At 58.5% G+C, this 23887-nt stretch carries 24 protein-coding genes and 1 tRNA gene; 9 read left to right on the plus strand and 16 right to left on the minus strand.

What is annotated here, in order from left to right:
* Positions 1 to 35: 35 nt before the first annotated feature.
* Positions 36 to 761, minus strand: coding sequence for an amino acid ABC transporter ATP-binding protein (locus ABUA09_RS10580; protein ID WP_349949359.1), 726 nt, complete (start codon positions 759 to 761; stop codon positions 36 to 38).
* 2 nt (positions 762 to 763) lie between these two features.
* Positions 764 to 2194: a glucuronate isomerase gene (uxaC, locus tag ABUA09_RS10585; RefSeq protein WP_058116878.1), complete on the minus strand. Its 1431-nt coding sequence runs from the start codon at positions 2192 to 2194 to the stop codon at positions 764 to 766.
* A gap of 316 nt (positions 2195 to 2510) precedes the next feature.
* On the opposite strand from uxaC, the gene ABUA09_RS10590 reads away from it, so the two are divergent.
* Together ABUA09_RS10590 and ABUA09_RS10595 are read left to right on the plus strand one after the other, a co-directional pair.
* Positions 2511 to 3185, plus strand: a complete 675-nt coding sequence (locus tag ABUA09_RS10590) for a GntR family transcriptional regulator (RefSeq protein ID WP_075705072.1) — start codon at positions 2511 to 2513, stop codon at positions 3183 to 3185.
* A 317-nt stretch (positions 3186 to 3502) separates the two neighbouring features.
* The gene (locus tag ABUA09_RS10595; RefSeq protein ID WP_033118478.1) at positions 3503 to 3958 is read left to right on the plus strand and encodes a hypothetical protein; all 456 of its coding nucleotides are present in this window, start codon (positions 3503 to 3505) and stop codon (positions 3956 to 3958) included.
* A 171-nt stretch (positions 3959 to 4129) separates the two neighbouring features.
* Here the strand turns inward: ABUA09_RS10595 and ABUA09_RS10600 are convergent, their stop codons facing one another.
* The 14 genes from ABUA09_RS10600 to ABUA09_RS10665 all read right to left on the minus strand — a co-directional run bounded on the left by ABUA09_RS10600 (position 4130) and on the right by ABUA09_RS10665 (position 16853).
* The gene (locus ABUA09_RS10600) at positions 4130 to 5608 is read right to left on the minus strand and encodes a UxaA family hydrolase (RefSeq protein ID WP_349949355.1); all 1479 of its coding nucleotides are present in this window, start codon (positions 5606 to 5608) and stop codon (positions 4130 to 4132) included.
* A gap of 11 nt (positions 5609 to 5619) precedes the next feature.
* Positions 5620 to 7059, minus strand: a complete 1440-nt coding sequence (locus ABUA09_RS10605; protein WP_195607684.1) for a tagaturonate reductase — start codon at positions 7057 to 7059, stop codon at positions 5620 to 5622.
* 224 nt (positions 7060 to 7283) lie between these two features.
* Positions 7284 to 8462 carry a thiolase family protein gene (locus ABUA09_RS10610; protein WP_033118481.1) on the minus strand — a complete coding sequence of 393 codons (1179 nt, stop codon included), beginning with the start codon at positions 8460 to 8462 and terminating at the stop codon, positions 7284 to 7286.
* A complete protein-coding gene (locus ABUA09_RS10615; protein ID WP_033118482.1) occupies positions 8459 to 9280 on the minus strand; it encodes a beta-keto acid cleavage family enzyme in 822 nt (273 codons plus the stop codon). The genes ABUA09_RS10610 and ABUA09_RS10615 overlap by 4 nt, the downstream gene beginning before the upstream one ends.
* Positions 9281 to 9318: 38 nt before the next feature.
* A complete protein-coding gene (locus tag ABUA09_RS10620) occupies positions 9319 to 9966 on the minus strand; it encodes a GntR family transcriptional regulator (RefSeq protein ID WP_052082789.1) in 648 nt (215 codons plus the stop codon).
* A 95-nt stretch (positions 9967 to 10061) separates the two neighbouring features.
* Positions 10062 to 12002 (minus strand): TRAP transporter permease, encoded by a 1941-nt coding sequence (locus tag ABUA09_RS10625; protein ID WP_033118483.1) that lies wholly within the window; start codon positions 12000 to 12002, stop codon positions 10062 to 10064.
* A 27-nt stretch (positions 12003 to 12029) separates the two neighbouring features.
* The gene (locus tag ABUA09_RS10630; RefSeq protein ID WP_033118484.1) at positions 12030 to 13016 is read right to left on the minus strand and encodes a TAXI family TRAP transporter solute-binding subunit; all 987 of its coding nucleotides are present in this window, start codon (positions 13014 to 13016) and stop codon (positions 12030 to 12032) included.
* 50 nt (positions 13017 to 13066) lie between these two features.
* Positions 13067 to 13834, minus strand: coding sequence for a cyclase family protein (locus ABUA09_RS10635; protein WP_033118485.1), 768 nt, complete (start codon positions 13832 to 13834; stop codon positions 13067 to 13069).
* A 310-nt stretch (positions 13835 to 14144) separates the two neighbouring features.
* Positions 14145 to 14396 carry a DUF6514 family protein gene (locus ABUA09_RS10640; protein WP_116721540.1) on the minus strand — a complete coding sequence of 84 codons (252 nt, stop codon included), beginning with the start codon at positions 14394 to 14396 and terminating at the stop codon, positions 14145 to 14147.
* A 111-nt stretch (positions 14397 to 14507) separates the two neighbouring features.
* Positions 14508 to 14909, minus strand: a complete 402-nt coding sequence (locus tag ABUA09_RS10645; RefSeq protein ID WP_208318965.1) for a hypothetical protein — start codon at positions 14907 to 14909, stop codon at positions 14508 to 14510.
* Positions 14910 to 15611: a DUF4367 domain-containing protein gene (locus tag ABUA09_RS10650; RefSeq protein ID WP_216521443.1), complete on the minus strand. Its 702-nt coding sequence runs from the start codon at positions 15609 to 15611 to the stop codon at positions 14910 to 14912.
* Entirely contained in the window at positions 15595 to 16122 is a 528-nt protein-coding gene (locus ABUA09_RS10655) for an RNA polymerase sigma factor (RefSeq protein ID WP_349949356.1), read from the minus strand. The genes ABUA09_RS10650 and ABUA09_RS10655 overlap by 17 nt, the downstream gene beginning before the upstream one ends.
* A gap of 124 nt (positions 16123 to 16246) precedes the next feature.
* A complete protein-coding gene (locus ABUA09_RS10660) occupies positions 16247 to 16438 on the minus strand; it encodes a CopG family ribbon-helix-helix protein (RefSeq protein WP_033118489.1) in 192 nt (63 codons plus the stop codon).
* A gap of 338 nt (positions 16439 to 16776) precedes the next feature.
* Positions 16777 to 16853, minus strand: a tRNA-Val gene (locus tag ABUA09_RS10665).
* A 216-nt stretch (positions 16854 to 17069) separates the two neighbouring features.
* Between ABUA09_RS10665 and ymfI the strand changes: the two genes are divergently transcribed.
* The 7 genes from ymfI (at position 17070) to ABUA09_RS10700 (ending at position 23843) form a co-directional block, all read left to right on the plus strand.
* Entirely contained in the window at positions 17070 to 17804 is a 735-nt protein-coding gene (gene ymfI, locus ABUA09_RS10670; RefSeq protein WP_116721545.1) for an elongation factor P 5-aminopentanone reductase, read from the plus strand.
* A gap of 130 nt (positions 17805 to 17934) precedes the next feature.
* Complete coding sequence (locus ABUA09_RS10675; RefSeq protein WP_033119246.1) at positions 17935 to 19131, plus strand: ABC transporter substrate-binding protein; 1197 nt, start codon at positions 17935 to 17937, stop codon at positions 19129 to 19131.
* 191 nt (positions 19132 to 19322) lie between these two features.
* Entirely contained in the window at positions 19323 to 20195 is an 873-nt protein-coding gene (locus ABUA09_RS10680; protein ID WP_033119240.1) for a branched-chain amino acid ABC transporter permease, read from the plus strand.
* Between the two features lie 10 nt (positions 20196 to 20205).
* Positions 20206 to 21294, plus strand: coding sequence for a branched-chain amino acid ABC transporter permease (locus ABUA09_RS10685; protein WP_033119247.1), 1089 nt, complete (start codon positions 20206 to 20208; stop codon positions 21292 to 21294).
* Positions 21287 to 22138 (plus strand): ABC transporter ATP-binding protein, encoded by an 852-nt coding sequence (locus ABUA09_RS10690; RefSeq protein ID WP_058116865.1) that lies wholly within the window; start codon positions 21287 to 21289, stop codon positions 22136 to 22138. The genes ABUA09_RS10685 and ABUA09_RS10690 overlap by 8 nt, the downstream gene beginning before the upstream one ends.
* A gap of 10 nt (positions 22139 to 22148) precedes the next feature.
* On the plus strand, positions 22149 to 22850 hold the full coding sequence (locus tag ABUA09_RS10695) for an ABC transporter ATP-binding protein (RefSeq protein ID WP_033119248.1): 702 nt from the start codon (positions 22149 to 22151) through the stop codon (positions 22848 to 22850).
* A gap of 156 nt (positions 22851 to 23006) precedes the next feature.
* Positions 23007 to 23843: a zinc dependent phospholipase C family protein gene (locus ABUA09_RS10700; protein WP_075705013.1), complete on the plus strand. Its 837-nt coding sequence runs from the start codon at positions 23007 to 23009 to the stop codon at positions 23841 to 23843.
* Positions 23844 to 23887: the final 44 nt, after the last annotated feature.

Here is a 23887-nt window from a genome sequence, read left to right on the forward strand (position 1 = left end):
TCCTCCTAAGCTAAATTTTCTGTGGTTGATTTAGATCAAAGCATCTTGCTCAGGAAATCCTGGAGACGCTTGTTCTTGGGATGCGCGAAAAACTCCTGCGGCTCGCTGTCTTCCACGATCACACCGCCGTCAATGAAGATGACCCGGTCGGCCGCCTCACGGGCAAAGCCCATCTCGTGGGTGACCACCAGCATGGTCATGCCGTCGGCGGCCAGCTTCTTCATGACGTCCAGCACTTCGCCCACCATCTCGGGGTCCAGCGCGGAGGTGGGCGCGTCGAAGAGCATGACCTCCGGCTGAAGGGCCAGGGAGCGGGCGATGGCGATGCGCTGCTGCTGACCGCCGGAGAGCTGATTGGGGTAGGCGTCGCGCTTGTCCTCCAGGCCTACCGTTCTGAGCAGCTTCAGGGCCCTTTCCTCGGCCTCCCGTTTGCCGGTGCCCTGCACCTTGATGGGGGCCAGCGTGATGTTGTCCAGCACCGTTTTGTGCGGGAACAGGTTGAACTGCTGAAAGACCATGCCCATGCCCAGCAGGACCTTGTTGGTCTCTTTAGGCGCGCCGGAGACCAGATCCACGTCATGGTAGAGGATCGAGCCGCCGGAGGGCTTCTCCAGCAGGTTGAGGCAACGCAGGAAGGTGGACTTGCCGCACCCGGAGGGGCCCACGATGGCCACCACCTCGCCGGGCTGGATCTCGATGTCGATGCCCTTGAGGACCTCATGCTTGCCGAAATTTTTTCGGAGTCCCTTGACGCTGATCATACTCATAACGTTTCTGCCCCCCGTAAGTGATAGCGGCCGAAGCCGAAGTAGGCAACGCTGTTGCGGTAGGAGATGTCGGCCACCAGGCGCTCCAGCGCCTGCCTGTCGTCCGGGAACTGCCCTTCTTCCACCCAGCGTCCCAGCAGAGCGCACAGGATGCGGCGGAAGTACTCGTGCCGGGTATAGGACAGGAAGCTGCGGGAGTCGGTGAGCATCCCGATGAAGTTGCCCAGGACGCCGCCGGCGGCCAGATTCTTGAGCTGGGCTTCCATGCCCTCCTTGCAGTCGTTGAACCACCAGGCCGAACCGTGCTGGAGCTTGCCCCGCACGCCCTCCCCCTGGTAGCAGCCCATCAGGGTCACAAGGCCCGCATTGTCGCCGGGCTCCAGGGAGTAAAGGATGGTCCGCGGCAGTTCTCCGTTCTCGTCCAGCGCGTTCAGGAAGGCGGCCAGATCCGGCAGGCGCACCGCCGGTCCGATGCTGTCATATCCGGTGTCCGGTCCCAGCAGGCGGTACATGCGGGAATTGTTGTTGCGCTGGGCGGCAAAGTGCATCTGCATCGCCCAGCCCCGCTTGGCATAGCCCCGGCCAAAGAACAGGAGCAGGGCCGTTTTATACTGCCACAGTTCCTCCTCCGTCACACCCTCTCCCGCCAGGCGCTTTTTCAAGATCCCGTCCAGCTCTGCCTCCCCAGCAGGGCGGAAGCAGATATTGTCCAGCCCGTGGTCGGCCAGCGCGCAGCCGTGGGCGTCAAAGAAGTTCAGCCGCTGCTCCAGGGCGTCCAGAAGGCTCTGCCAGCCGCCGATCTCCATTCCCGCGGAGGCGGAGAGCCGCTTTATGTATTCGGGGAAGTCCTCCTTCTCCAGGTTCACCGCCCTGTCCGGTCGGAATGCCGGGAGGACCTTTGTCTCCAGCGTCGGGTCGTCGGAGAGCCTCTCATGCCATTCCAGCGTGTCCGCCGGGTCGTCGGTGGTACAGATCAGGGTCACGTTGGACTTTTTCAGGATGTCCCGCACGTGCATCCCTTCCCCGATGGCCGCCTGACAGTGGTCCCAGACCTCTTTGGCGTTGGCTCCGGTGAGGTGCCCGTCATAGCCGAAATATCGCTTGAGCTCCAAATGGCTCCAGTGATAGAGGGGATTGCCCGCCGACCGCTCTAAGGTGGCGGCCCAGGCCTGGAATTTTTCCTCGTCTGGCGCAGACCCGGTGATGAGCCGCTCCGGCACACCGTTGGCGCGCATCAGCCGCCATTTGTAGTGGTCCCCCTCCAGCCACAGCTGGGTCAGGTTGCGGAAGACCCGGTCTTCCGCAATCTCCCGCGGACTGACATGGCAGTGGTAGTCCAAAATGGGCATCCCCTCCGCCACGCCGTGGTAAAGCGCCCTGGCCGTCTGTGTATCCAGCAGAAAATCCTCGTCAAGGAATGGTCTCATTCTTCCATCCTCCGTCCCGTTCACAGGTTTTGCCGTTCTGTTCAAAGTCCCATCATATATGAATGATATATTTGTGATATATCTCTTGTAGCCAAACATAACATAGTTTGCCCGCCGTGTCAAGCAAAAACCAGACCATTTTGCCAAAAAAATATTCTGTTCTGAAAACGAACTGTTGATTTTCGCCATAAGTCCTATCCATGAACCTGTTTCCGTCCTTGACATCCCTGGCATATGCTGGTATACTGACAGTGTTCTTGATATATTACATACCACCTATTTTCAATCATCTGATATATTACAGCGGAGGTGCCTTATGGCAAAAGCACTTGCCCAAAAGCGGGAAAGCCTGTCACAGGTCGCATACGACCAGATCAAGGCCATGATCCTGCAAAAGGAGCTGATCCCTGGACAGTTTATCAACGAGTCCCAGCTTCAAGAGATGCTGTGCCTGGGCCGCACACCGGTGCGTGAGGCGATTCTGGCGCTGGCGCAGGACAATCTGGTTACGGTGCATCCCAGGCGCGGGATCGAGATCACCCGCCCCACCCCCAAGGACATCCACGATATTTTTGAGATCCGTTCACTGTTGGAGCCCACGATCCTCCGCCAGTGCTTCACCATGGTGGACCCTCAGTGGGCAATGGATATGCGCGCACTGCTGCTCCAGCACGAGGACGACAGCGCCGGCAATTCCGCCGAGACGGCGGCGCCGCTGATCGAGCTGGACAACCGCTTCCACCTGGAACTGGTGGACACGCTTCGAAATCAATATGCCACCAACCTGATGCGCAGCCTGGTGGACTACCTGAACCTGATCCGGGTCACCGCCTGGCGCCCCATCCGGTATCGGGCCAGCAACCGGGAACATATCGATATCCTGAACGCCATTCTGGAACAGGATCTGGAGAAATCCTGCCGGCTGCTCTCCGATCACATTCATCTGTCCTATCAGGAGGCCATCAACACCATGATGCACAGTTCTTTTTGAAGCGGCGCCAGGGGCCGCCGATTGGTCGGCGGGAAGGGTGCCGGAACGTGTGCGTACAAAGGCCGTGAAAAGCCTGTGCCGACAGGCGTTCGGCAGGCGGGGCGAAAACTTTCCCGGGGCAGAGCACCGGGAAAGTAACGGCATTGGAAAGGCTGGGAGAACCCAATGGGCAATGTCATTAAGTTAATCTAAAAAACCAGCCGTTGAGGGACAGAAAGGTGCTTTCCGTTGTTCGCATGCCATTCCTTTATTCTATGTTTGGTATGCTTTAAAGAAAGCACCCAATCATACAAACCAGAATTCGAAAGAGGACGGTAATGGAAGAGAATATCGTAGCGAAGTTGACCGCAAAGGATGATAAATATGCTTGTGCTCTTGCCGATAAAATAATATCCGAAAGTCAGGAAACAGATGAATGGTACGAATATTTTGACGACTTTGCATCGTTGCTTGACCATCCAAAATCATTGGTAAGAAATCGAGTGCTGCATATTCTGGCAGCAAATGCTCAGTGGGATGAGGAAAATCATTTTGATTCAATTATATCTGATTTTCTCACGCATATAATGGATGAAAAACCGATTACCGCAAGACAGTGTGTTAAGGCTCTTGCACAGGTAGGCTTAGCAAAGCCACAGTATATTCCAAGGATATTATCAAGCCTTAAACGTGCTGATTTATCTAAGTACAAGGACAGTATGCGTCCATTAATTGAAAAGGATATGGCAGAAACCGAAAAGATATTGACAATTTCCAGTTTGTCGAAAAGATGAACGCTTGACTTGCTGGAATATGATATAAAAAGCTGCATCATGTAGAACCTATGTCCCGCTCCTGTAGAAAAAGTACCCACCCCGTTCAAAATAGGGTGGGTACTTTTTATGTGTGCCCAAAGGTTTAACTTAATGACATTTCTCAAATGGGTCCGCCCTTTTTCCATATCCCTACAGGGTCACGCCGTCTTTCCAAATGGCGAGATCCCGGTAGCCCGCCTGTTCCGACCGGGTGGGCGCGCCGGAGGCCGTATCCAGCACCTTCCGCAGCAGGGCCTCCGTGTGTTTGTCCCAGCCCTCTCCCTGCGCCAGGCCGCCGGCGCTGTAGTCGATCCAGCCCGCCTTATGTCCCGCCAGCGCGGTGTTGGTGGAGATCTTGACGGTGGGTACCGGCGCGCCGAAGGGCGTCCCCCTGCCGGTAGTGAAGAGGATCAGCTGGGCCCCCGCCGCCGCCAGTCCGGTGGTGGATACCAAGTCGTTGCCCGGGGTCTGAAGTACGCACAGGCCCCGCTTTTTCGTCCGTTCTCCGTAATGGAGTACATCTCTCACAGGAGAGCTCCCGCCCTTCTGCACACAGCCCAGCGATTTTTCCTCCAGGGTCGTAATGCCCCCCGCCTTATTGCCGGGAGAGGGATTTTCATAGATTACCTGGCCGTGGCGGACAAAGTAATCCTTGCATTCTTCCACAAGGGCGGGCAGGCTCCGGGCTGTATCTCCGTCGGCGCAGCGGCGGAAAAGCACCGCCTCCGCCCCAAACATTTCGGGGATCTCGGCCAGCAGCGCGGTGCCGCCCATGGCCACCAGGCAGTCGGCCACCCGCCCCACCAGGGGATTGGCGGTGATGCCGGACAGACCGTCGGACCCGCCGCACTTCAGCCCCACGATCAGTTCATCCACCCCGATCTCCTCCCGGATCTGTCCTGCTGCGCGGTCGATCAGCCCACGCAGCAGGGCCTCCCCCTCCGCCAGCACATCCTGCGCGGCCTGGCATTCCAGGAAGGCCGTGCGCGCGCTGTCCCAGCCGCCAAGCAGCTCCTGGAGCACCGAGATGCTGCTGTTTTCACACCCCAGGCCCAGCACCAGCACGCCCCCCGCGTTGGGGTGGCGGATCAGTCCGCAGAGGATGCGCCGGGTAGCCTCCTGGTCCTCCCCGATCTGGGAGCAGCCATAAGGGTGGGGCCAGGCGTATACGCCGTCCACCCGCCCCCGGGCATAGGTCTCCACCGCCCGCGCCAGGGCCTGGGCCACACCGTTGACACAGCCCACCGTGGGGATGATCCAAATCTCGTTCCGGATCCCCACCCCTCGGTCGCGGCGCCGGTAGCCCCGGAAGGTCCGGACCGGCATCGGCTCCAGGGTCAAGGCGGTCACCTGCGCCCCCGGAGTCTTGTCCTCGTCCAGCGCGGTGCCCAGGTTATGGCTGTGCACCCACGCCCCGGGGGCGATATCCCTCTTGGCCCGCCCGATGGGGCAGCCGTATTTGATCACCTCGCCCCCGGCGGCGATGGGGGCGAGCGCTAGCTTGTGTCCCTGTGGGATGTCCTCCAGCGCTGTGACCTCTCTTCCCTCCACCCGGACACGTTCCCCCGCCGCGACGGGAGAAAGGGCAACGGCAACGTTGTCCCTGGGATGAATCCGCAGTACTGCCATATCTGTCCCTCCTATCTGCAATCCGCCAGGGCCGCGGCCATGCCGTCTGCACGGATCCGGGCCAAAGCCTGCCCCGCCGCCGGGACGAAGCCGGGCAGCGTGCGCAAATCCTCCCCCCAGAAGTCCGTGCGGGCCGCCAGGGCGGCGATCAGCGCCTCCGGCGCCAGCCCGCTGTTTTGGGCAAAAAAGTCCAGTACGGCGGGCTCGTCCCGAACCGGATAGGCATGGCCGCACCGCTCTGCCTGGGTATAGAAAGCGGCCAGAGCGGCAAACGAGAAGGTGAGGCGGTCCGGCGCCCGGCCGTTCTGTGCCAGGAAGGCGTTTACGCTGGGCAGCACCCTGGCACGCCACTTGGACACGGAGTTGAGGGCAATGTCCAGCAGCCTGTGGTCGATATAGGGATTGGAAAACCGCTCCTCCACCGCCCTGGCAAATGCCTCACAGTCCGTCCGGGGCAGGGAGAGGGTGGGGATGATCTCCTCAAAGAGGGCTCCCTCCAGGAAGGCGCGGACCGCAGGGTCCTCCATGCAGGTGCGGACGATATCATGCCCCGCCAAGAAGGCCGCAGGCACCATGGCGGTGTGACCGCCGTTGAGTATACGCACCTTCTGTTCCTTGTACGGATGGTGGTCGGCCACAAACTTCACCGGCAGGCCCGCCTGCGGCGCGGGGAACTCCTCCGCCAGGGACTCGTCTCCCTCGATCACCCACAGTCCAAATGGCTCCGCAGTATCCAGAAGCGCGTCGCGGTAACCGTTGCTCGCATGGAGTTCCTCCGCCCAGTCCTTGGGATACCCGGTGACGATGCGGTCCACCAGGGTGCTGCAAAAGCGGTTCTCCTCCCGCAGCCAGCGCCGGAACGCCTCCCCCAAGCCCCAATCCTCGGCGTGGCGGAGCACGTACTCCCGGAGCACGCTGCCGTTGTCCGCAATGAGCTCGCAGGGCAGCAGCACCCACCCCCGCTCTCCCGCCTGCCAACGTTCCCACAGCAGGCGGGTCAGCTTGGCAGGAAAGGAGGCGGGAGGTCGGTCGTCAAACCGGCAGGACCCATCATAGACGATGCCCGCCTCCGTCGTGTTGGAGATCACAAAGCGCAGCGCCGGGCTGCGGGCGGTACGCAGCAGTTCCTCCCAGTCCGTAAAGACATCCAGCCCCCGGCTGATGCAGCTGATGATCCGCCGGTCGTTTACCACCGCGCCGTCATACTTCCCCCGCAGACAGAGTTGGTAAAGCCCCTCCTGCGCGTTGATGCGCGCGGCCTTGCCGGTAGAGGCCGGAGGCACCACCACTGCCTTGCCGTTGAAGCCCGCCCGCTCGTTCATCACATCGATGAAGTGATCGGCAAAACCCCGGAGGAAATTCCCCTCGCCAAATTGGAGCACCCGCTCGGGCGCCTGCCGGAGGAGATAGCCTTTCCACTCCCCCAGCGTCGTATAGGTCAGTTGTTCCATCTTGAAAACCCCTTTCCTGCCGTCTCAGTCCTCACTGATATATCTATGATATATCATAAGTTTCAGCCACCGCCCTGTCAATCCTCTTTTTTGATCTGACCACTGCCGGACAGCTCCGTCCGGGACGTGCCCTCCCAGCCTGTTAAAAGAGAGCGGCGGAGGGATGGTCCCTCCGCCGCTCTCTTTTCGTGATTCACATAGCCTTGCAGGCGCTGTCCTCTAACCTAGCGTTCCACCACAAGGGACATGCCCTGTCCCCCGCCGATGCAGAAGGTCACCAGTCCGCGCTTTACATTCCGGCGCTTCATCTCATGCAGGATGCGGGCCACCAGAATACCCCCGCTGGCCGCATTAGGGTGCCCGATTGAAATGGCGCCTCCGTTGACGTTGATACGTGCCATATCCGCTTCGTTATCCAGGCCTAAGACCTTCAGGCAGGCCAAACTCTGTGCGGCAAACGCCTCATTGATTTCGATCAGGTCGAAGTCTTTCAGCGAAAGTCCGGTCTGTGCCATCAGCTTCTGCGTGGCCACCACAGGGCCGTATCCCATATAATGCGGGTGGTATCCGGCACAGGCGAATGCGGTCACGGTTCCCAGCGGTTCTAGGCACTCTTTCTCTGCCCGCGCCGCAGACATGACCAACATAGCAGACGCTCCATCGTTCATAGGCGAGCTATTGCCGGCAGTTACCACGCCGTCGGCTTTGACAACGGGCTTTAGTTTGCTTAGGGACTCTACCGTACAGTCAGGGCGGACACAGTCGTCCATCACGACGGTCTTTGCCGCCCCTTTCTTCTGCGGGATCGTGATGGGGACAATCTGCTCATCAAACAATCTCTCCGCCCATGCCGCCGCCGCCAGCTTATGGCTGCGGCAGGCAAACTCGTCACAGGCCGCCCGGCTGATTCCGTATTGCTCGGCCAAGTTTTCCGCAGTCTGAAGCATGGATACATCTCCGATATTGTCCGGAGACCGCTTGACCTCCAGAATCTTCAGGGTGCTCGGATAGGCCTGCTCCGGACGTTTGACCAAAATCGGCTGTTGTGAATAGCTGTCCACACCGCCGGCCATAACGATATCCGCGTGCTCCGACTCGATCAGCGCCGCGGCAAAGGCCAGGGCGGTCAAGGAGCTGGCGCACCGCCGTTCAATGGTAGCGCCCGGCACCTCCATCGGCATGTCCGCCGCCAGCCAAGCCATACGGGCGGGGCTTCCATTGTCGTTGTTCATCAGGTTGCTGAACAGGACTTCATCCACTTTGGATGGATCGATCCCCGCCTTCTGTATGGAGGCCTTGATGACTTCGGCCGCCAGGGTCATGGCGGGCACGCCGGCCAGGGACTGCCGCATCTTCCCAACGGGTGTACGCACCGCATTTACGATGACTGCACGATTCTTCATGCCCACACCTCATCCAGCCCCAAGATTCGCCGCGCATCGCCGACCGTGGCCAGGGGGCGCTCAAACTCGTCCGCGATTCGTTTGATTCGATCCACAAATTCTACATTGTGCTCCGCCAAGATGCCCTTTCGAATATAGATATTATCCTCCATTCCCACACGGAGGTTTCCGCCCATATGGATGGCCATCGTACTGATCGTCAGCGCTTGTCTTCCAAGGCCGACCGCTCCCCACGTCGCATCCGCGGGAATGCTCTCGGCCAGGAACAGGAGGTTTCGCTCTGTGGCGGCCATACCGCCTTTTACCCCCAGTACGAACTGATAATGCAGCGGCCCCGAAAGGAACCCCTCTCTATGAAGGCGCAGGCTGTTTTCCACCATGCCCGCGTCATAGCACTCGATTTCCGGCTTTACATGGTATTCCCGCATGGCCTGTGCAAAGCGCTTCATCATATCTTCCTTGTTGATGAAGATACCCTCTCCAAAATTCATGGAGCCTGCGTTGAAAGAGGCCAGATCAGGCCGCAGTTCCAGAGGCTTGAGCCGCACTTCTTCAGAAAACTCCATGCCGGAGGTGGTCAGATTGATGAGAATATCACATTTGTCCCGGATCCGCTCCACAGTCTCCTTGAAGCGGGCAAAGTCCATGGAGCGTCCTCCCTGCTCATCCCGCACATGGATGTGCGCGACGCTGGCGCCGGCCAGATAGCACTGGTACACTTCTTCCGCGATCTGCTCCGGGGTAATCGCAAGGTTGGGACATTTGCTCAGAGGTGTTCCGCTTCCTGTGGTCGCTACGGTAATAATCAGTTTTTCCATGGTTCTCTCCTTCGGCGGAGACCCAGCGTGTAATAGAGCTATTCTTTCCTCTTCCGCAGATATGCGCTCATGACCGCGCCCGCTTTTTCCTTATGCGCACGTACACACTGTTCTACGCCATCATAATCTTTTTCCGAGAGAAGCTGGATGATGTGCTCGTGATCCTTGATCGAACCCGGGATCATACTCGGTGCCATGGAGAATACGGAACGGGTAATCCCCCACTTCTTCCACAATTCACAGATCATATCATATAGCTCTCTCTGGGGAAGCCTTTGATAAATTGCCAAATGAAATTTTTGATTTAAATCGCTGTAGTTCTGCCCTGCCTCTTCGCAAGCCTGCATTTGCGTATTCAGCTCGCGCAGGCCGTCAAGATCTGCCTCTGTGAGATAGTCAATTGCCAGCCTGGATGCGTACCCCTCGAGGACCCCCTTGATCTGGAAGATGGTTATGGCCTTCTCCGGATCAAAGGCTTTCACATAGGGGCCTTTGTTTGCCTGGATCTCTACGTATCCTTCGCTTTCCAGCCGGCGTATCGCCTCCCGGACAGGGATTTCACTGCTCTCGTTGTCCTTTGCCAACTGACTAATGACCAGGCGTTTCCCCGGCTCGTATACTCCGTTTTCAATCCCGGAGAGCAGATTTTCATAGACAAGATCTACTTTGCTTTTATATGCTCGCATCGATTATTGCCTCCTAACTGTACAGTCCAATTACTGCATCACATTAAATATATTATATATCATATATAATCGAACTGTCAATTTTTGAAGAAATCCTATGCAAGCTCCTTTTTGCGCTTCCGCGCCGCCATGTAATTGGTTAAGACGACGGCCGCTAAGATCACATAGCCGATCAGGTCTGTGGCAACACCCACCATAAGCAGGCAAACCACGGCCACGCCCAGCAAAACTCGCGCCGGAGTGGGAACCTTACCGAATATCCAGCCCTCTGTAATAATAGAAAACGCAAAGATACCAGCCGATGCGGACAGTACCGCCAGGATAATATCCAATCCGTTACCGATCAACAGCAGCTCTTGGTTAAAAATAAACACAAATGGGACTAGGAACGACGGCAGCACCAGCACCAAGCCCTGCCAGCCCACCTTGTTGGGCGATGCGTCTGCAATCCCGGCTGCGGCATAAGAGGCCAGCGCGACGGGAGGGGTGATGGCGGACATGGTGGCAAAGTACAGCAGGAACATATGCACAGGGATCAGCTCCAACCCGTAGCCGGTCAAAACGCTGCTCAGCGTCGTGGCGGCCAGAACGTAGGATGCCGTCACGGGGAGTCCCATGCCCAGAATAATACATACGACCATACTCATAATGAGCACTGCCCAGACGTTGGCATTGACAATGCTGGCCAGCACAGAGATTTTGATCCCCAGCCCGGTCATCCCAATGCAGCCGACCACGATGCCCGCCCCGACACAGGCCGTGCTGACGGACAGCATCCCACGGCCGCCGGACTCCACGGCTTTTAAAAATCCCCGCAGGGTCAGGCGGTCTACGGGCCGGATCACCCAAACCAGCGTGAGTGCCAACGTGGCAAACAGCGCGGAGCGCGTGGCTGAGAATCCCGCAACCAGCATGACGATCAGAGTCAGGAATCCGGCCAAGCAGGTGAGCCCCTGCCAGAGCATCTCTTTCTTACTCAGGGAGAGCTCCAGCTCCACCGGTTTCAGGTCCCACCTGAGTGCCCGCAGATGCACGGCCAGGAATACCCCCAGATAGTACAGCAGCGCGGGCACTATGGCGTAAACAATGATTTTTGAATAGGGAGTCGATGTGTATTCCGCCATCAAAAAGGCGGCGGCCCCCATGACCGGAGGCATGATCATACCTCCGGTGGCCGCGGTCGCCTCTACGGCGCCGGCAAATTCCTTGGAATAGCCAGCCCGCTTCATCAGAGGGATCGCAAACGTACCCGTCGTAGCCACATTCGTAATGGAGTTGCCCTGAATCATCCCCACCAGAGCACAGGCAATCACCGACGCCTTGGCTGGCCCTCCTGTGATTCTGCGTGTCGCCATGATAGAGATATCGCTGAACACCTTCATTGCCCCGGACTTGTCCAGAAGCGCGCCAAAAAAGACGAACATAACCACACTGGTGGCAGCCACACCTGTGGTCGACCCCATCAGTGCGAAATTAGAGTTGAACAGATAGGAGATCATATAGGGGAAGGTGAGCTGCGGGGCCTTGAGCCGCCCCGGCAGCAGAAATCCCAGCACGGCATACAGGCAGAAGGCAATGATGACCCACGCCATGGCCGGCCCCACATAACGCCAGCAGGCCACAATGACAAGCGCCACCAATCCGGTCCCGATCACCAGATCCAGCGTGGTCGGAAAGGCCGCACGGAGTTGAATGTCATTGTAGTACACAAGAATGTAGACGAATGCAAGGCAGAGAAATCCGACTGTAATTCCTTTTTCCAGGTACCGGATGGGTTTCTTCACCTTTCCAAAACTGATATAGGCCAGCAGCAACACCAACATCATGTGGATCGCCCGATGCAGCCAAGCCTGGGGGATTCCCACAAAAGAGGTGGCAAAGTGATACACTCCCAGGGCGATGGCGATGGCAGTCCCCACCCTCCATAGAGGGGTGTCCTGTACCCAATTCTTTGCAGGTGCGGTCTCTGTGGAGGAGGGGCCCACATCTGTACTTTCCAGTTCCTTCTGGAGCAGCTTGTCTTTCCGTTTTAGCATCATTTCTCCCTCCCAAAGAATTGTCCTTTACTCCACGGAGCCTTTACTTTTCAGCAGGTCATAGACCTCTGGTGCGGTATTGTCCTGCGTCACGAAGGTCCCGCACTGTTCCCAGGACCCGCGGTTAAACATCTCTTCGCCGGATTCTGCAATCAGCTCCACCACGCGGGCCAGAAATTCTCCGGGCAGGTCCCCGTTTGCAATCAGCATGCCGTCATAGGCCAGCAGTTTCATCGGGTCGGGCTGGCCGGCATACTGATTGGCCGGCACATCAACGGTGTAGAAAGAGGGATACTTCTCCAAAATGTGTTCCAGCGCTTCATCCGTGGGTTGGAGCAGGCGAATCGGATCTGTGGAATCGATCTGCACCAGGGTGGCCATGGGCAGGTTGCCGTTGATATGGCACGCGTCCAGATGACCATCGGAAAACTGGTCGGGATATTCACTGGGGGAGACAATCTGGTAAGCGCCTCCGGCCAGATCCGCCTCGCTCATGCCGTGGCCTTCCAGCAGCGCATTCATCGTATACATGGCGACCTGACCGTAGGTACCCGCCGCGACGCGCTTACCGGCCAGATCCGCAAAGGTGTGGATATCGCTGCTGGCCAGCACCGCCGTCTGTGCATAGCTCATCTGCACACTCATCAGTGCCTTTACGTTGGAGCAATCCTTGACGTTCTCATTTTCTCCCGCAAAGGCGGGAACCAGGGATGTACTGCTGGTAAATCCCAACTGGGCGTCCGTCCCCAGGTTCACCACATCGATGTTGGCGTCGCCCCCGCCCTCAATCACCGTTACGGACATATCGGGGAACTCCTTCATAAGCAGCTCTGAGATCTTGACCGCACAGCTATACCAGATATTCCCCGAGTTGCTGGCGCAGATGACAATGGAGGAGGGATGTTCTATGGTAGTTCCCTCTCCTCCGCCAGCTCCGGGCTCCGAACCCCCGCCACAGCCAGCCAGTCCTACCGCCATACAGATTGCGAGCAACATTGCCACTGCCTTTTTCATTACACTACTCCTCCTTAGCACATCAAGATTGAATCGGGTCTCCCCCAAATTCACTGATCCAATAGTGCGACAGCACGGGTCCACCCTGCGCTGGCGCCCTTAAGCTTCACCGGGAAGCAGATGACCTTGAATCCGTATCCCGGCAGTTGATCCAGGTTTGTCAATTTTTCCATTTGATAATACTCCCCACGGCGCCCCGCGAAGTGGCCTTCCCAGATCATCCGGTTATCGCGCTTTTCCCGATACTGCTCGGCCGCCAGAGCAAATGGCATATCCCACGTAAAGGAATCCGTACCCACCACCTTGATCCCTTGCTCCATCAGCCAGACAGTGGCTTCCTCACTGACGCCCGCCCCGTAGCTGGTATAATCGGGCTGTCCAAAGTGAGGCGCCGCTCCACTTTCCAGCAGCACAATATCCAGCGGCTTTAATTGGTACTCCATTTGATCCAACACCCGCCGAATATCGTCGGCATGAATGATCTTTCTGGGGTCCCATTGGCTGAAGTCCAGATGAACTCCATCGGAAAAGCAGTATTCCAAAGGCACCTGGTCTATTGTGCGGGATGGTTCTCCGTTGTTCATCGTTGGAAAGTAGTGCCACGGGGCATCCATGTGGCATCCGCTGTGAGACGCCAGCGTGATCGTTTCATTTGCCCAGCCAATTCCATACGGGAGCTCGTCTTTTGTCACGCCATATGCCTTGGCCACCGTCTCTGCATTGTCCGCATGGCTGCGATAGATGATCTGAGGAGCTTGGTGAGGTTTGTCCGATGCCAAGCCCATCTCGATTGCTGTGCTTAAGTCAAGGATCGTCATTGATACCCCTCCAAATCATATATCATATACGATTTTGCTAATCACAATATATCATATATGATTTTTTGTTGCAATATATACTTCGTCTAAAATTTCAGGCGCTTTTTTGGCTAATAAGCCGATATGTCCCGGTGCGCCGGGACTGCCGCCGGGGTCCCTTTGTCCCAGAAAAAGCGCCGGGCCTGATCAGAATCTGATAAGGCCCGGCGTGTCCCATGCCGTTCCAGACCGCCAAGGGCACTCCGAACGACATGACATATGTGTATTTGATGAGCAAGCGGAAATGCAGAATGCTTTCATTTGGATGTGTTTAAGGGATAATCTCCATCACGGCGCGCCGAAAACAGTGAGGCGAAAGCGAGACCCGATTGAAGAAGCTGGCTGTGTCCTCCACAAAGGCCCGGTCGACCGAGATATCCGCTATCGTGATGGCCTGGGACTTGCCTGCTGTGCTGTCCTTGAACACACAGGCAATGCCGTAAGTGGTACACTGTCCGGCCTCCTCAATGGAAACCTCTGATTGCACCACCTCATAGATGGGCGCGCGCTCGGAATGCTTCATTGGAATCTACCTCTCTTCTATTTATTTTCCCGGCTGTGTACCGGGCCCACACTAAATAGAACGAGGTAAAACGGGAGATATGACACTTTTTATAACATATTCTGACATAATTTATGTATCTAAATATTCATATATGGGGCCGACATACTCCAGCTCGGTGCTGCCGTCGTAGATATAGACCTCCGCAGACACCCGGTAGCTGTCCCCGGCGATGTTGCCGGTATAGGTGCCGCCGGCCCCCGAGATGTGGCTGGACTCCTTGTTGCTTTTCGAAGCCACGGTCAGCCAGCCGGTGGAGGTTTTCAACTGCAGCTTGACGTCCACCTTGACCGCCGTGACGCTTTGCACGGAATACGCCATGGCTGTGGCGCCCCACTGTATCCCGTCGTCCTTCTCCTCCAGGGTGATGCCCAGGGTGCTGAGATAGGACCACCGGGCGACCGCCGCGCTGGCCGAGGCCGCAAAGGAGAAGACCAGCAGGACCGCGAGCAACGATGTCAGTTTCTTTTTCATCTAATTGTCCTCCTTCTGGATTAGTCTCATGCTCTCTGCGATTTCCAGCAGCTCATCAAAGGCACACTCTCCCTGCAGGCAAAGGTTGCTGCCCCCCTGGGACCAGGAGAGGACCCTCAGCTCGGTGCCGGCAACCTCTTTTTCGATCGCATAGGCGCTGAAGCCGTTCACATAGATCCCCTCCGCCTCAGTTGCCTCGTTGTCGTTGAACAGAGGCGTGCTTGCATCGCATTGCAGGATGCTGATTGCCTGCGCCTCATCATTGGAAAAAACAATGGTTTTTATCGCGCCATCGGCATAGTAAGCACCGGAAAAGCCATATCCCTCCGGCATGTCCTGCGGATACCAGTAGCTTGTCCAGTCGGAGGGGATATCGACATCAGGCGCTAAGTCCTCCGGGGCTCGGGGCGTGACGTATAATTTCGTGTAGGTGTCATGCACCTGTGTGAAGAATAGGTTGAGCTGCTCCCAGAAGGCCCCGGCCGTCAGAACGCCGAGGAGCAGAAGCACCGTGGCGGCCACGGCCAGCACCCTCCCCGGCAGGAAGCGCCGCCTCCTGCGGGCGGGACCGCGGCGCTGCAGGGCCTCCAATCCCTCATAAAACTGCTCGGAGAATGTGTGCTCCGCCTGCTCGGCCGCTTTGAGAAGGGCGTCGTCATCGTCAAGGATTGACTCTCGGATCATTTCATCGATCTGATTCACAAAATAGTCCCTCCCGCTCCAAAGAATCCATCAGCTTTTTCCGGGCCCGAAAGGCAATCGTCCGGACATTATCCGGAGTGATAGACAATGTCTCGGCGATTTCCTTGTCGGACAGGCCGAGGGATCGATAGCTGAAAATGGCCTTTGTCTTTTCTGGAAGCGCCTGAATAAATCTGCCGACATATTCTTCTGTGGAGTGTGCCGCCGCTGCGGAATACGTGGTGTCTCCCCGCTCCATGGAGAGCTTGTCCATACTGATATCATCCAAGGTCTCACAGGGCTTGTTCTGCCGAAGAAGATCGATTGCCACATTTTTGGCGGCGCGCAGCGCGTAAACGCGTTCTTCGCGCGCAGTCCTGAAGCTGAGCTTCCCAAAGGTCCGATAAATGCGGAACAGTGCTTCTTGTACAGCGTCTTCAGCCTTTTGCGAGTCGCCCAGGACATTACATGCAATATAGAACATTCCGCTTTGATGTCTTTCGCAAAACAGCTCGAAGTCGCTTAACCGCACATAGCATCACCTTGCCTTGCAAAGTTCGTCCCTATTTTATCACAAATTCCAGCATAATAAAGAGATTTTTGCCGAAAAACAGAAAATAATATCCACAGCAGCGCCTAAAAAACAGATTTTCCCTTCAGCCGTCCCCCTCTGCCCTTTCGATCGGTCCGTTTTCCCTTTCATAGCGGGCAATATACTGTTTGATGGCCTGATTGATCTCACTGTTGCGGCTTCTGCCGTTGGCCCCCGCAATGTAATCCAATTTTTGCACGCTCTCGCGGTATACCCGCAAAGTGAAGGCTAATTCGTCAAGTTTCTTTCTTGGCATACGTACCACCGCCTTGACGTTAAGTATAGGCAAATATGGTACTATAAAGTAACCTATTTGGTATCAAAATATAACCAGTTTATTTTTTGTGTCCAAAAACCGCCCCGCCACATGCCTGCCACCGCTCTGCGGCCCTTTACCTTATAAGCGCAAAAGAGCCCTGGCGCAAAGCGCCAAGGCTCTTTCTTGAAGTGCTTCCGCAGAGTCCGTCTCTTCGCCTCGGAACGTCCCTTTGCTTCCCCCATGCCTCGAACCGTACCGGAACAGCAACATGGCGGCGGGCCTTCTACAAATCTAAATAAAAATCCCCAGAAACTGTACAGTTCCTGGGGATTCACTGGTGGACGATACAGGACTTGAACCTGTGACCTCCCGCACGTCAAGCGGATGCTCATACCAGCTGAGCTAATCGTCCAAATGGCGAAGGTTATAATATCATTTTTATCTTGCTTTGTCAACACCTTTTCAGATTCTTTTTGATCCTCTTTCTTTCATATTATGATAGAAAACCTCCCGCATCTGAAATCTTCCACTGTTCAAACTACACCTGTCCTGCTATACTGATGATACTGACACAGACGGGATGTCGGCACAGAGCCGCACCCGGAGTACGAGGAGGTGCCTCCCTCTCATGCAGCAGACGGTTCTGATCACTGGCGGCAGCCGGGGTATCGGTGCGGCGATGGCCCGCGCATTTGCCGCCGCCGGCTATGCGGTAGCGGTCAACTACCACCGCTCCGAAGCCGAAGCCCGCGCCCTGGTGGAGGAGCTCTCCTCCTCGGGATATTCGGTCCGGGCCTTTCAGGCCGACGTGTCCGATCCCGGCCAGGCCCAGTCTTTGGTTGACAATGTGTTGGATATTTTTTGTCAACTTGACATTCTGATATGTAACGCCGGCGTCGCGTGGACAGGCCTTCTCTGCGATATGACGGATACGGACTACCGCCGGGTGCTGGGCACCGACCTGGACGGCGTCTTTTACTGCTGTCGGGCGGCCTATCGGCACATGGTACACCGGAAGTATGGGCGTATCCTCACGATCTCCTCGATGTGGGGACGTTCCGGCGCATCCTGCGAGGCGGCCTACTCGGCGGCCAAGGCCGGTGTGATCGGGCTTACAAAGGCTTTGGCCCAGGAGCTTGGCCCCTCCGGGGTGACGGTCAACTGCCTGGCACCCGGTGTGATTGACACACAGATGAACTGCGCGCTGTCTGCGGGGGACCTGCACACGCTTGCCGAGGAAACCCCGGTGGGCCGTCTGGGCACGGCCGAGGACGTGGCCCGCGCCGCCCTGTTTTTGGCCTCTCCTCAGGCGGGCTTTATTACCGGGCAGGTCCTTGGGGTGGACGGCGGCTTTCTTTTGTAAGCTGCTTTTGTCACTTTTGTGGATATCTTTGTTTCTTTCCTCTTTTTAGGTTGTCAAAAACAACGGTTGACAATTTTATGGGGCAAGGCTTATAATTGTCAACAACCTAAAGGAGGGTTTTACAATGAAAATGAATCGCGCTTTGTCTCTTGCCATGGCAGGCGCCCTGGGCCTGTCCCTGTTGGCCGGCTGCGGCGGCGGCAGCGGCTCCGCCACGCCCGCCCCCGCCGACACCTCTGCTCCTGCCGACCATTCCGGTGCTTCCGGCGTCATCAAGATTGGCGGCATCGGCCCCCTGACCGGCTCCGCCGCCGTGTACGGCCTGGCCACGAAGCAGGGCGCCGAGGTCGCCGTAGCGGAAATCAACGCCTTGGGCGGTCTCCAGTTCTCCCTGGATTTCCAGGATGACGAGGGCGACGCCGAGAAGGCCGTCAACGCCTACAACAAGCTCAAGGGCGACGGCGTGCAGCTCATCTACGGCTGCACCACCACCACTCCCTGCGTGGCCGTGGCCGCCGAAACCTTCAACGACCGCTACTTCCAGCTCACTCCCTCCGCCTCCTCCACCGATGTGACCAGCGGGCGGGACAACGTCTTCCAGGTCTGCTTCACCGACCCCAATCAGGGCCTCACCGCCGCTAATTACATCAAGGAGAACGGCCTGGGCACCAAGGTTGCCGTCATCTACAACAACGGCGACGCCTACTCCACCGGCATCTACAACGCCTTCCAGTCCGAGGCCGACGCCATCGGCCTGGAGGTCGTCTCCGTGACCACCTTCCCCGACGATACCAACGCCGACTTCACCGTGCAGTTGGGTGAGGCCCAGAGCGCCGGCGCCGACCTGGTGTTCATGCCCATCTACTACACCCCCGCCTCCCTGATCCTGAACCAGGCCAAGACCATGGGTTACGCCCCCACCTTTTTCGGCTGCGACGGCATGGATGGCATCCTGGACCTGGAGGGCTTTGATACCTCCCTGGCCGAGGGTCTGATGCTGATGACCCCCTTCAACGCCTGGGGCACCGATGAGCGCACCGTCAACTTCGTCACCACGTACCAAGGGCAGTACGACGGCATTCCCAACCAGTTCGCCGCCGATGGCTATGACTGCATCTACGCCATCTATGAGGCCTGCCAGAAGGCCGGCATCACCGCAGACACCAGCGCCGCCGACGTGTGCGAAGCACTGGTGTCCACCTTCACCTCCGAAGACTTCAGCGTGGACGGTCTGACCGGCACCGGCATGACCTGGTCCTCCACCGGTGAGGTCTCCAAGGCCCCCGTGGTCGTCAAGGTCGAGGGCGGCGTGTACGTCACTCAGTAAGAAAACCAGAAAAGGGAACCCAGGAAGAGGGTTGCCGGGTCTCTCGGCAGCCCTCTTTTCCCCATTCCGGGCCGGAGACGGCCCCCGCCTGTATGGCGGACACATCCGCGGCCGGAGCGACTGCTGATGTGTCTGCCATATAGTCCCGTTTTGGACCTTTTGCAGAGAGAAAGAAAAGAGAGGTGACTGGCTTGAGTCTTCTCAACAACCTGATCAACGGCATCAGCCTGGGCAGCGTCTACGCCATCATCGCCCTGGGCTATACCATGGTCTACGGCATTGCCAAGATGCTCAATTTCGCCCATGGTGACATCATCATGGTGGGCGCCTACGTCTGCTTTTTCGCCACCGGCCAGTTCGGTCTGCCCCCCATCGCCGGGGTGCTGCTGGCCATGGTGGTATGCACCATCCTCGGCATGGTCATCGAGCGGCTGGCCTACAAGCCCCTGCGGCAGGCTCCCTCCCTGGCCGTGCTCATCACCGCCATCGGTGTGAGCTATTTCCTTCAGAACTCCGCCCTGCTGCTGTGGAAGTCCGACCCCAAGGTCTTTACCTCCGTGGTCCCCGGCGGCTCTCTCACCCTGGGGAGCGTCAACATTACCTATGTGTCCCTTGTGACCGTGCTCTCCTGCGTGGTCATCATGTTGGTGCTCAGCTTCTTTACCGGCCACACCAAGATGGGCAAGGCCATGCGGGCCTGCTCCGAGGACAAGGCCGCGGCCCAGCTCATGGGGATCGACGTCAACCGCACCATCTCCATGACCTTTGCCATCGGCTCCGCGCTGGCCGCCGTCGCCGGGGTGCTGCTGTGCTCCACCTATCCCACCCTGATGCCCACCACCGGGTCCCTGCCCGGCATCAAGGCCTTCACCGCCGCGGTCTTCGGCGGGATCGGCTCCATCCCCGGCGCCATGCTGGGGGGCATCCTGCTGGGGATCATCGAGATCTTTGCCAAGGCCTTTAATACCAATATCTCCGACGCGGTGGTCTTTGCCGTGCTGATCGTGGTGCTGTTGGTGAAGCCCTCCGGCCTGCTGGGCAAGACCGTGCGTGAGAAAGTGTGAGGTGGCCGATATGAAAACCCTTTCTTCCGGCCGGAAACGGCTCTTCCGCAACGCCATTACCTACGGCATCGTCATCGCCGCCTTCGTGATCCTCCAGATCCTCAACGCCGGCGGGCTCCTATCCCCCTCTCTGCAGGGACAGCTTGTGCCCATCTGCGCCTATGTCACCATGGCCATCGCCCTGAATCTGGTAGTGGGCATCTCCGGTGAGCTGAGCCTCGGCCACGCCGGCTTTATGAGCGTGGGCGCGTTCTCCGGCGTTGTGGTCTCCCTCTCCCTCCAGCAGGCGATCCCCTCCGGCCCCGTCCGTCTGGCGGTGGCCATGCTGGTGGGCGCCGTGTGCGCCGGAATCGCCGGCTTTATCGTGGGCGTGCCCGTTCTGCGGCTCCGGGGCGATTATCTGGCCATCGTCACCCTGGCCTTCGGCGAGATCATCAAAAATATCATCAACATCCTCTATGTGGGCATAGACGGCAACGGACTCCACTTCTCTACCCAGAACGAGGCCGCGCTGGCCCTGGGCGAGGGCGGCAAAGCCATTCTGAAGGGGCCCATGGGCGTCACGACCAATGTGAAGCTCTCCTCCTTCACCGCTGGCTTTATCCTGGTGCTCATCGCCCTGACGGTGGTGCTCAATCTGATCAACAGCCGTTCCGGGCGGGCCATCATGGCACTGCGTGACAACCGCATCGCTGCCGAGAGCGTGGGCATCGGCGCCACCAAGTACAAGCTTCTGGCCTTTGTCACCTCCGCCGTGCTGGCGGGCGCCGCCGGTGCCCTGTACGCCATGAATTACTCCTCCATCGCCGCCAAAAAGTTTGACTTCAACACCTCCATCCTCATCTTGGTCTTTGTGGTACTGGGCGGGCTGGGCAACATCCGGGGCTCCATCATCGCCGCCGCCCTGCTCTATGTGCTGCCCGAGATGCTCCGCGATTTCTATGATTTCCGTATGTTGATTTACGCCATCGTTCTCATCCTGGTGATGCTGCTCACCAACAGCCCCTTCTTCCAGGACCTCCGCGGCCAGCTCCAGAGCAAGCTGCGGGACCGTGCGGTGGCCAAAGCCGATGCGAAAGGGGGATCCGGCCATGAATAAGCCCGGGAGAGAGCCCACCCGTCTGGTCCCTGTGCCCAGCCCCAATATCATCCCCGAGCGAGACGTGGACAAGACCCCCATTCTGGAGGCCCAGCATCTGGGCATCGACTTCGGCGGGCTCACCGCCGTGGACGAATTCAACATGGCCATTGGCCGCACCGAGATCGCCGGGCTCATCGGCCCCAACGGCGCGGGCAAGACCACAGTGTTCAACCTTCTAACCAAGGTTTATCAGCCCACCCGGGGCACCATCCTGCTCGACGGCATAGACACCGCCGGCAAGTCCACGGTCCAGGTCAACCGCATGGGGATCGCCCGTACCTTCCAGAACATCCGGCTGTTCTCCAACCTCAGCGTGGAGGACAATGTGAAGATCGGCCTCCACAATCACATCAAATATGGCACCCTCCAGGGGGTGCTCCGTCTGCCCGGGTACTGGAAGGAGGAGCGGATTGCCCACGAGCGTGCATTGGAACTGCTGTCCATTTTCGACATGCAGGATCTGGCCGGCGCCAAGGCGGGCAGTCTCCCCTACGGCGCCCAGCGCCGCTTGGAGATCGTCCGCGCCCTGGCCACCAATCCCTCCCTTCTGCTCCTGGATGAGCCCGCGGCCGGCATGAACCCCTCCGAGACCGCCGAGCTCATGGAGAATATCGTAAAGATCCGCGACACCTTCCAGATCGCCGTCCTGCTCATTGAACACGATATGAGCCTGGTCATGGGCATCTGTGAGGGCATCTGCGTGCTGAACTTCGGCCACATCATCGCCAAGGGCACGCCCGACGAAATTCAAAACAACCCGGAGGTCATCAAGGCCTATCTGGGCTCCGGGAAGGGGGAGTGACACCATGTCCATGCTGCATGTGGAAAACATCAACGTATACTACGGTGCCATTCACGCCGTCAAGGACATCTCCTTCCATGTGGACGAGGGCGAGGTGGTCACGCTCATCGGCGCCAACGGCGCGGGCAAGTCCACCATCTTAAAGACCATCTCCGGCCTTTTACACAGCCATACCGGCTCCATCACCTTCCTGGACCAGAAGATCGCCGGCGTCCCGGCCCACAAGATCGTCTCACGGGGCCTTGCCCAGGTGCCCGAAGGCCGGCAGGTCTTCCTCCAGATGACGGTGGAGGAGAATCTGGAGATGGGCGCCTACACCCGTCCGGGCAGTGAGGTCGCTCCCGGCCTGGAGACCGTCTACGAGCAGTTTCCCCGCCTGAAGGAGCGCCGCCGCCAGGTCGCCGGCACGCTCTCCGGCGGCGAACAGCAGATGCTGGCCATGGGGCGCGCCCTGATGTCCCGCCCCAAACTGATGATGCTGGACGAGCCCTCCATGGGGCTGGCCCCCATTCTGGTGGAGCAGATCTTCGAGATCATCCAGACCCTCCACAAGGCGGGCACTACCATCCTTCTGGTGGAACAGAACGCCCGGATGGCCCTCTCGGTGGCGGACCGCGGCTATGTGCTGGAGACCGGGCGCATCCTCAAGACAGCCCCCGCCCACACCCTTTTGGAAGACGAGGACGTCAAAAAAGCCTATCTGGGCGGCTGAGAGGCCGTAAAAAGTCCGCCGGCTCTGCCCGTCGGACTTTTTCCCGTTTTTTGCCGCTTTTGTCTTGGCGTATCCGGTGGTATGATAGGAATTGATACGCCGCCGTGGAGGACGGCGCAAAATTCGATCGCATCCGAACAGAGGAGAATCCCAGCCATGCCAAACTATTACGCCCATCTGAGCCTCGGCGCTCAGGTCCTGTCTCAGCTTCCGCAGGAGCTCTCCCTGCTTCTGAACCGGGAGCGTTCCGCCTTCGATCTGGGCTGTCTGGGGCCTGACCCACTCTTCTTTTACCGCCCGACCCTGCCCAACCCGGTCCGCCGGGAGGGCGTCGCCATGCACGCCCGGTCCGCGCTGCCCGTATTCGGCCGCCTACGGGAGGCGGTGGAGGAGGACGCCCCCATGTCCGCAGGATATGCCGCCGGTTTTCTGTGTCATCTGGCCCTGGACAGTGCCTGTCACGGCTGGATCGACCGCAGGGCGGCCGAAGGGACCGTCACTCACCTGGCCATGGAAGCCGAGTTCGACCGCCTGCTGATGGAGCGGGACGACCTGGTATCACTGGGACGTTCCTACCTCCCTCCCATGCCCTCCGGCGAGGTGTTCGCCGCCGCCGCCCGGGCCTACCAGCACACCTCTCCCAAGCAGTTGGAAGAGGGCTATCGCTCTATGCGGCGGGACACCGCCCTCTTCGCCCGTCTCTCCGGCCACCGTCTGAGCCGCCCGGCCAACCGCGCGGTGGGCGCGCTGCCCGGGCTCAAGGCCCTGCAGGGCATCTTCCTCACCGCCGATTCCCACGATGCCTATGCAGAGAGCAACGAATATCTCACCCGCCAGCTCGCGGCCACCGTGGAGGCGGCGGCCAAACAGACGCAACGCTTTTTCCAGGCGGCGGAGTCCGGCGCCCCGCTGGACCCCTGGCTGGACCGGGATTTTAAGGGCAACCGACTCTCCGAGGGGGCCGGCGGTCTGCCTCAGTCCGCACCGGCCTGAGCCTTCCTTTAAAACGGCAAGAGGGCGTATCCCCACATGGGGAT

It is taken from the genome of Intestinimonas sp. RTP31139st1_F5_RTP31139_211217 (genome assembly GCF_040226735.1).
Taxonomy (GTDB): domain Bacteria; phylum Bacillota; class Clostridia; order Oscillospirales; family Oscillospiraceae; genus Intestinimonas; species Intestinimonas butyriciproducens.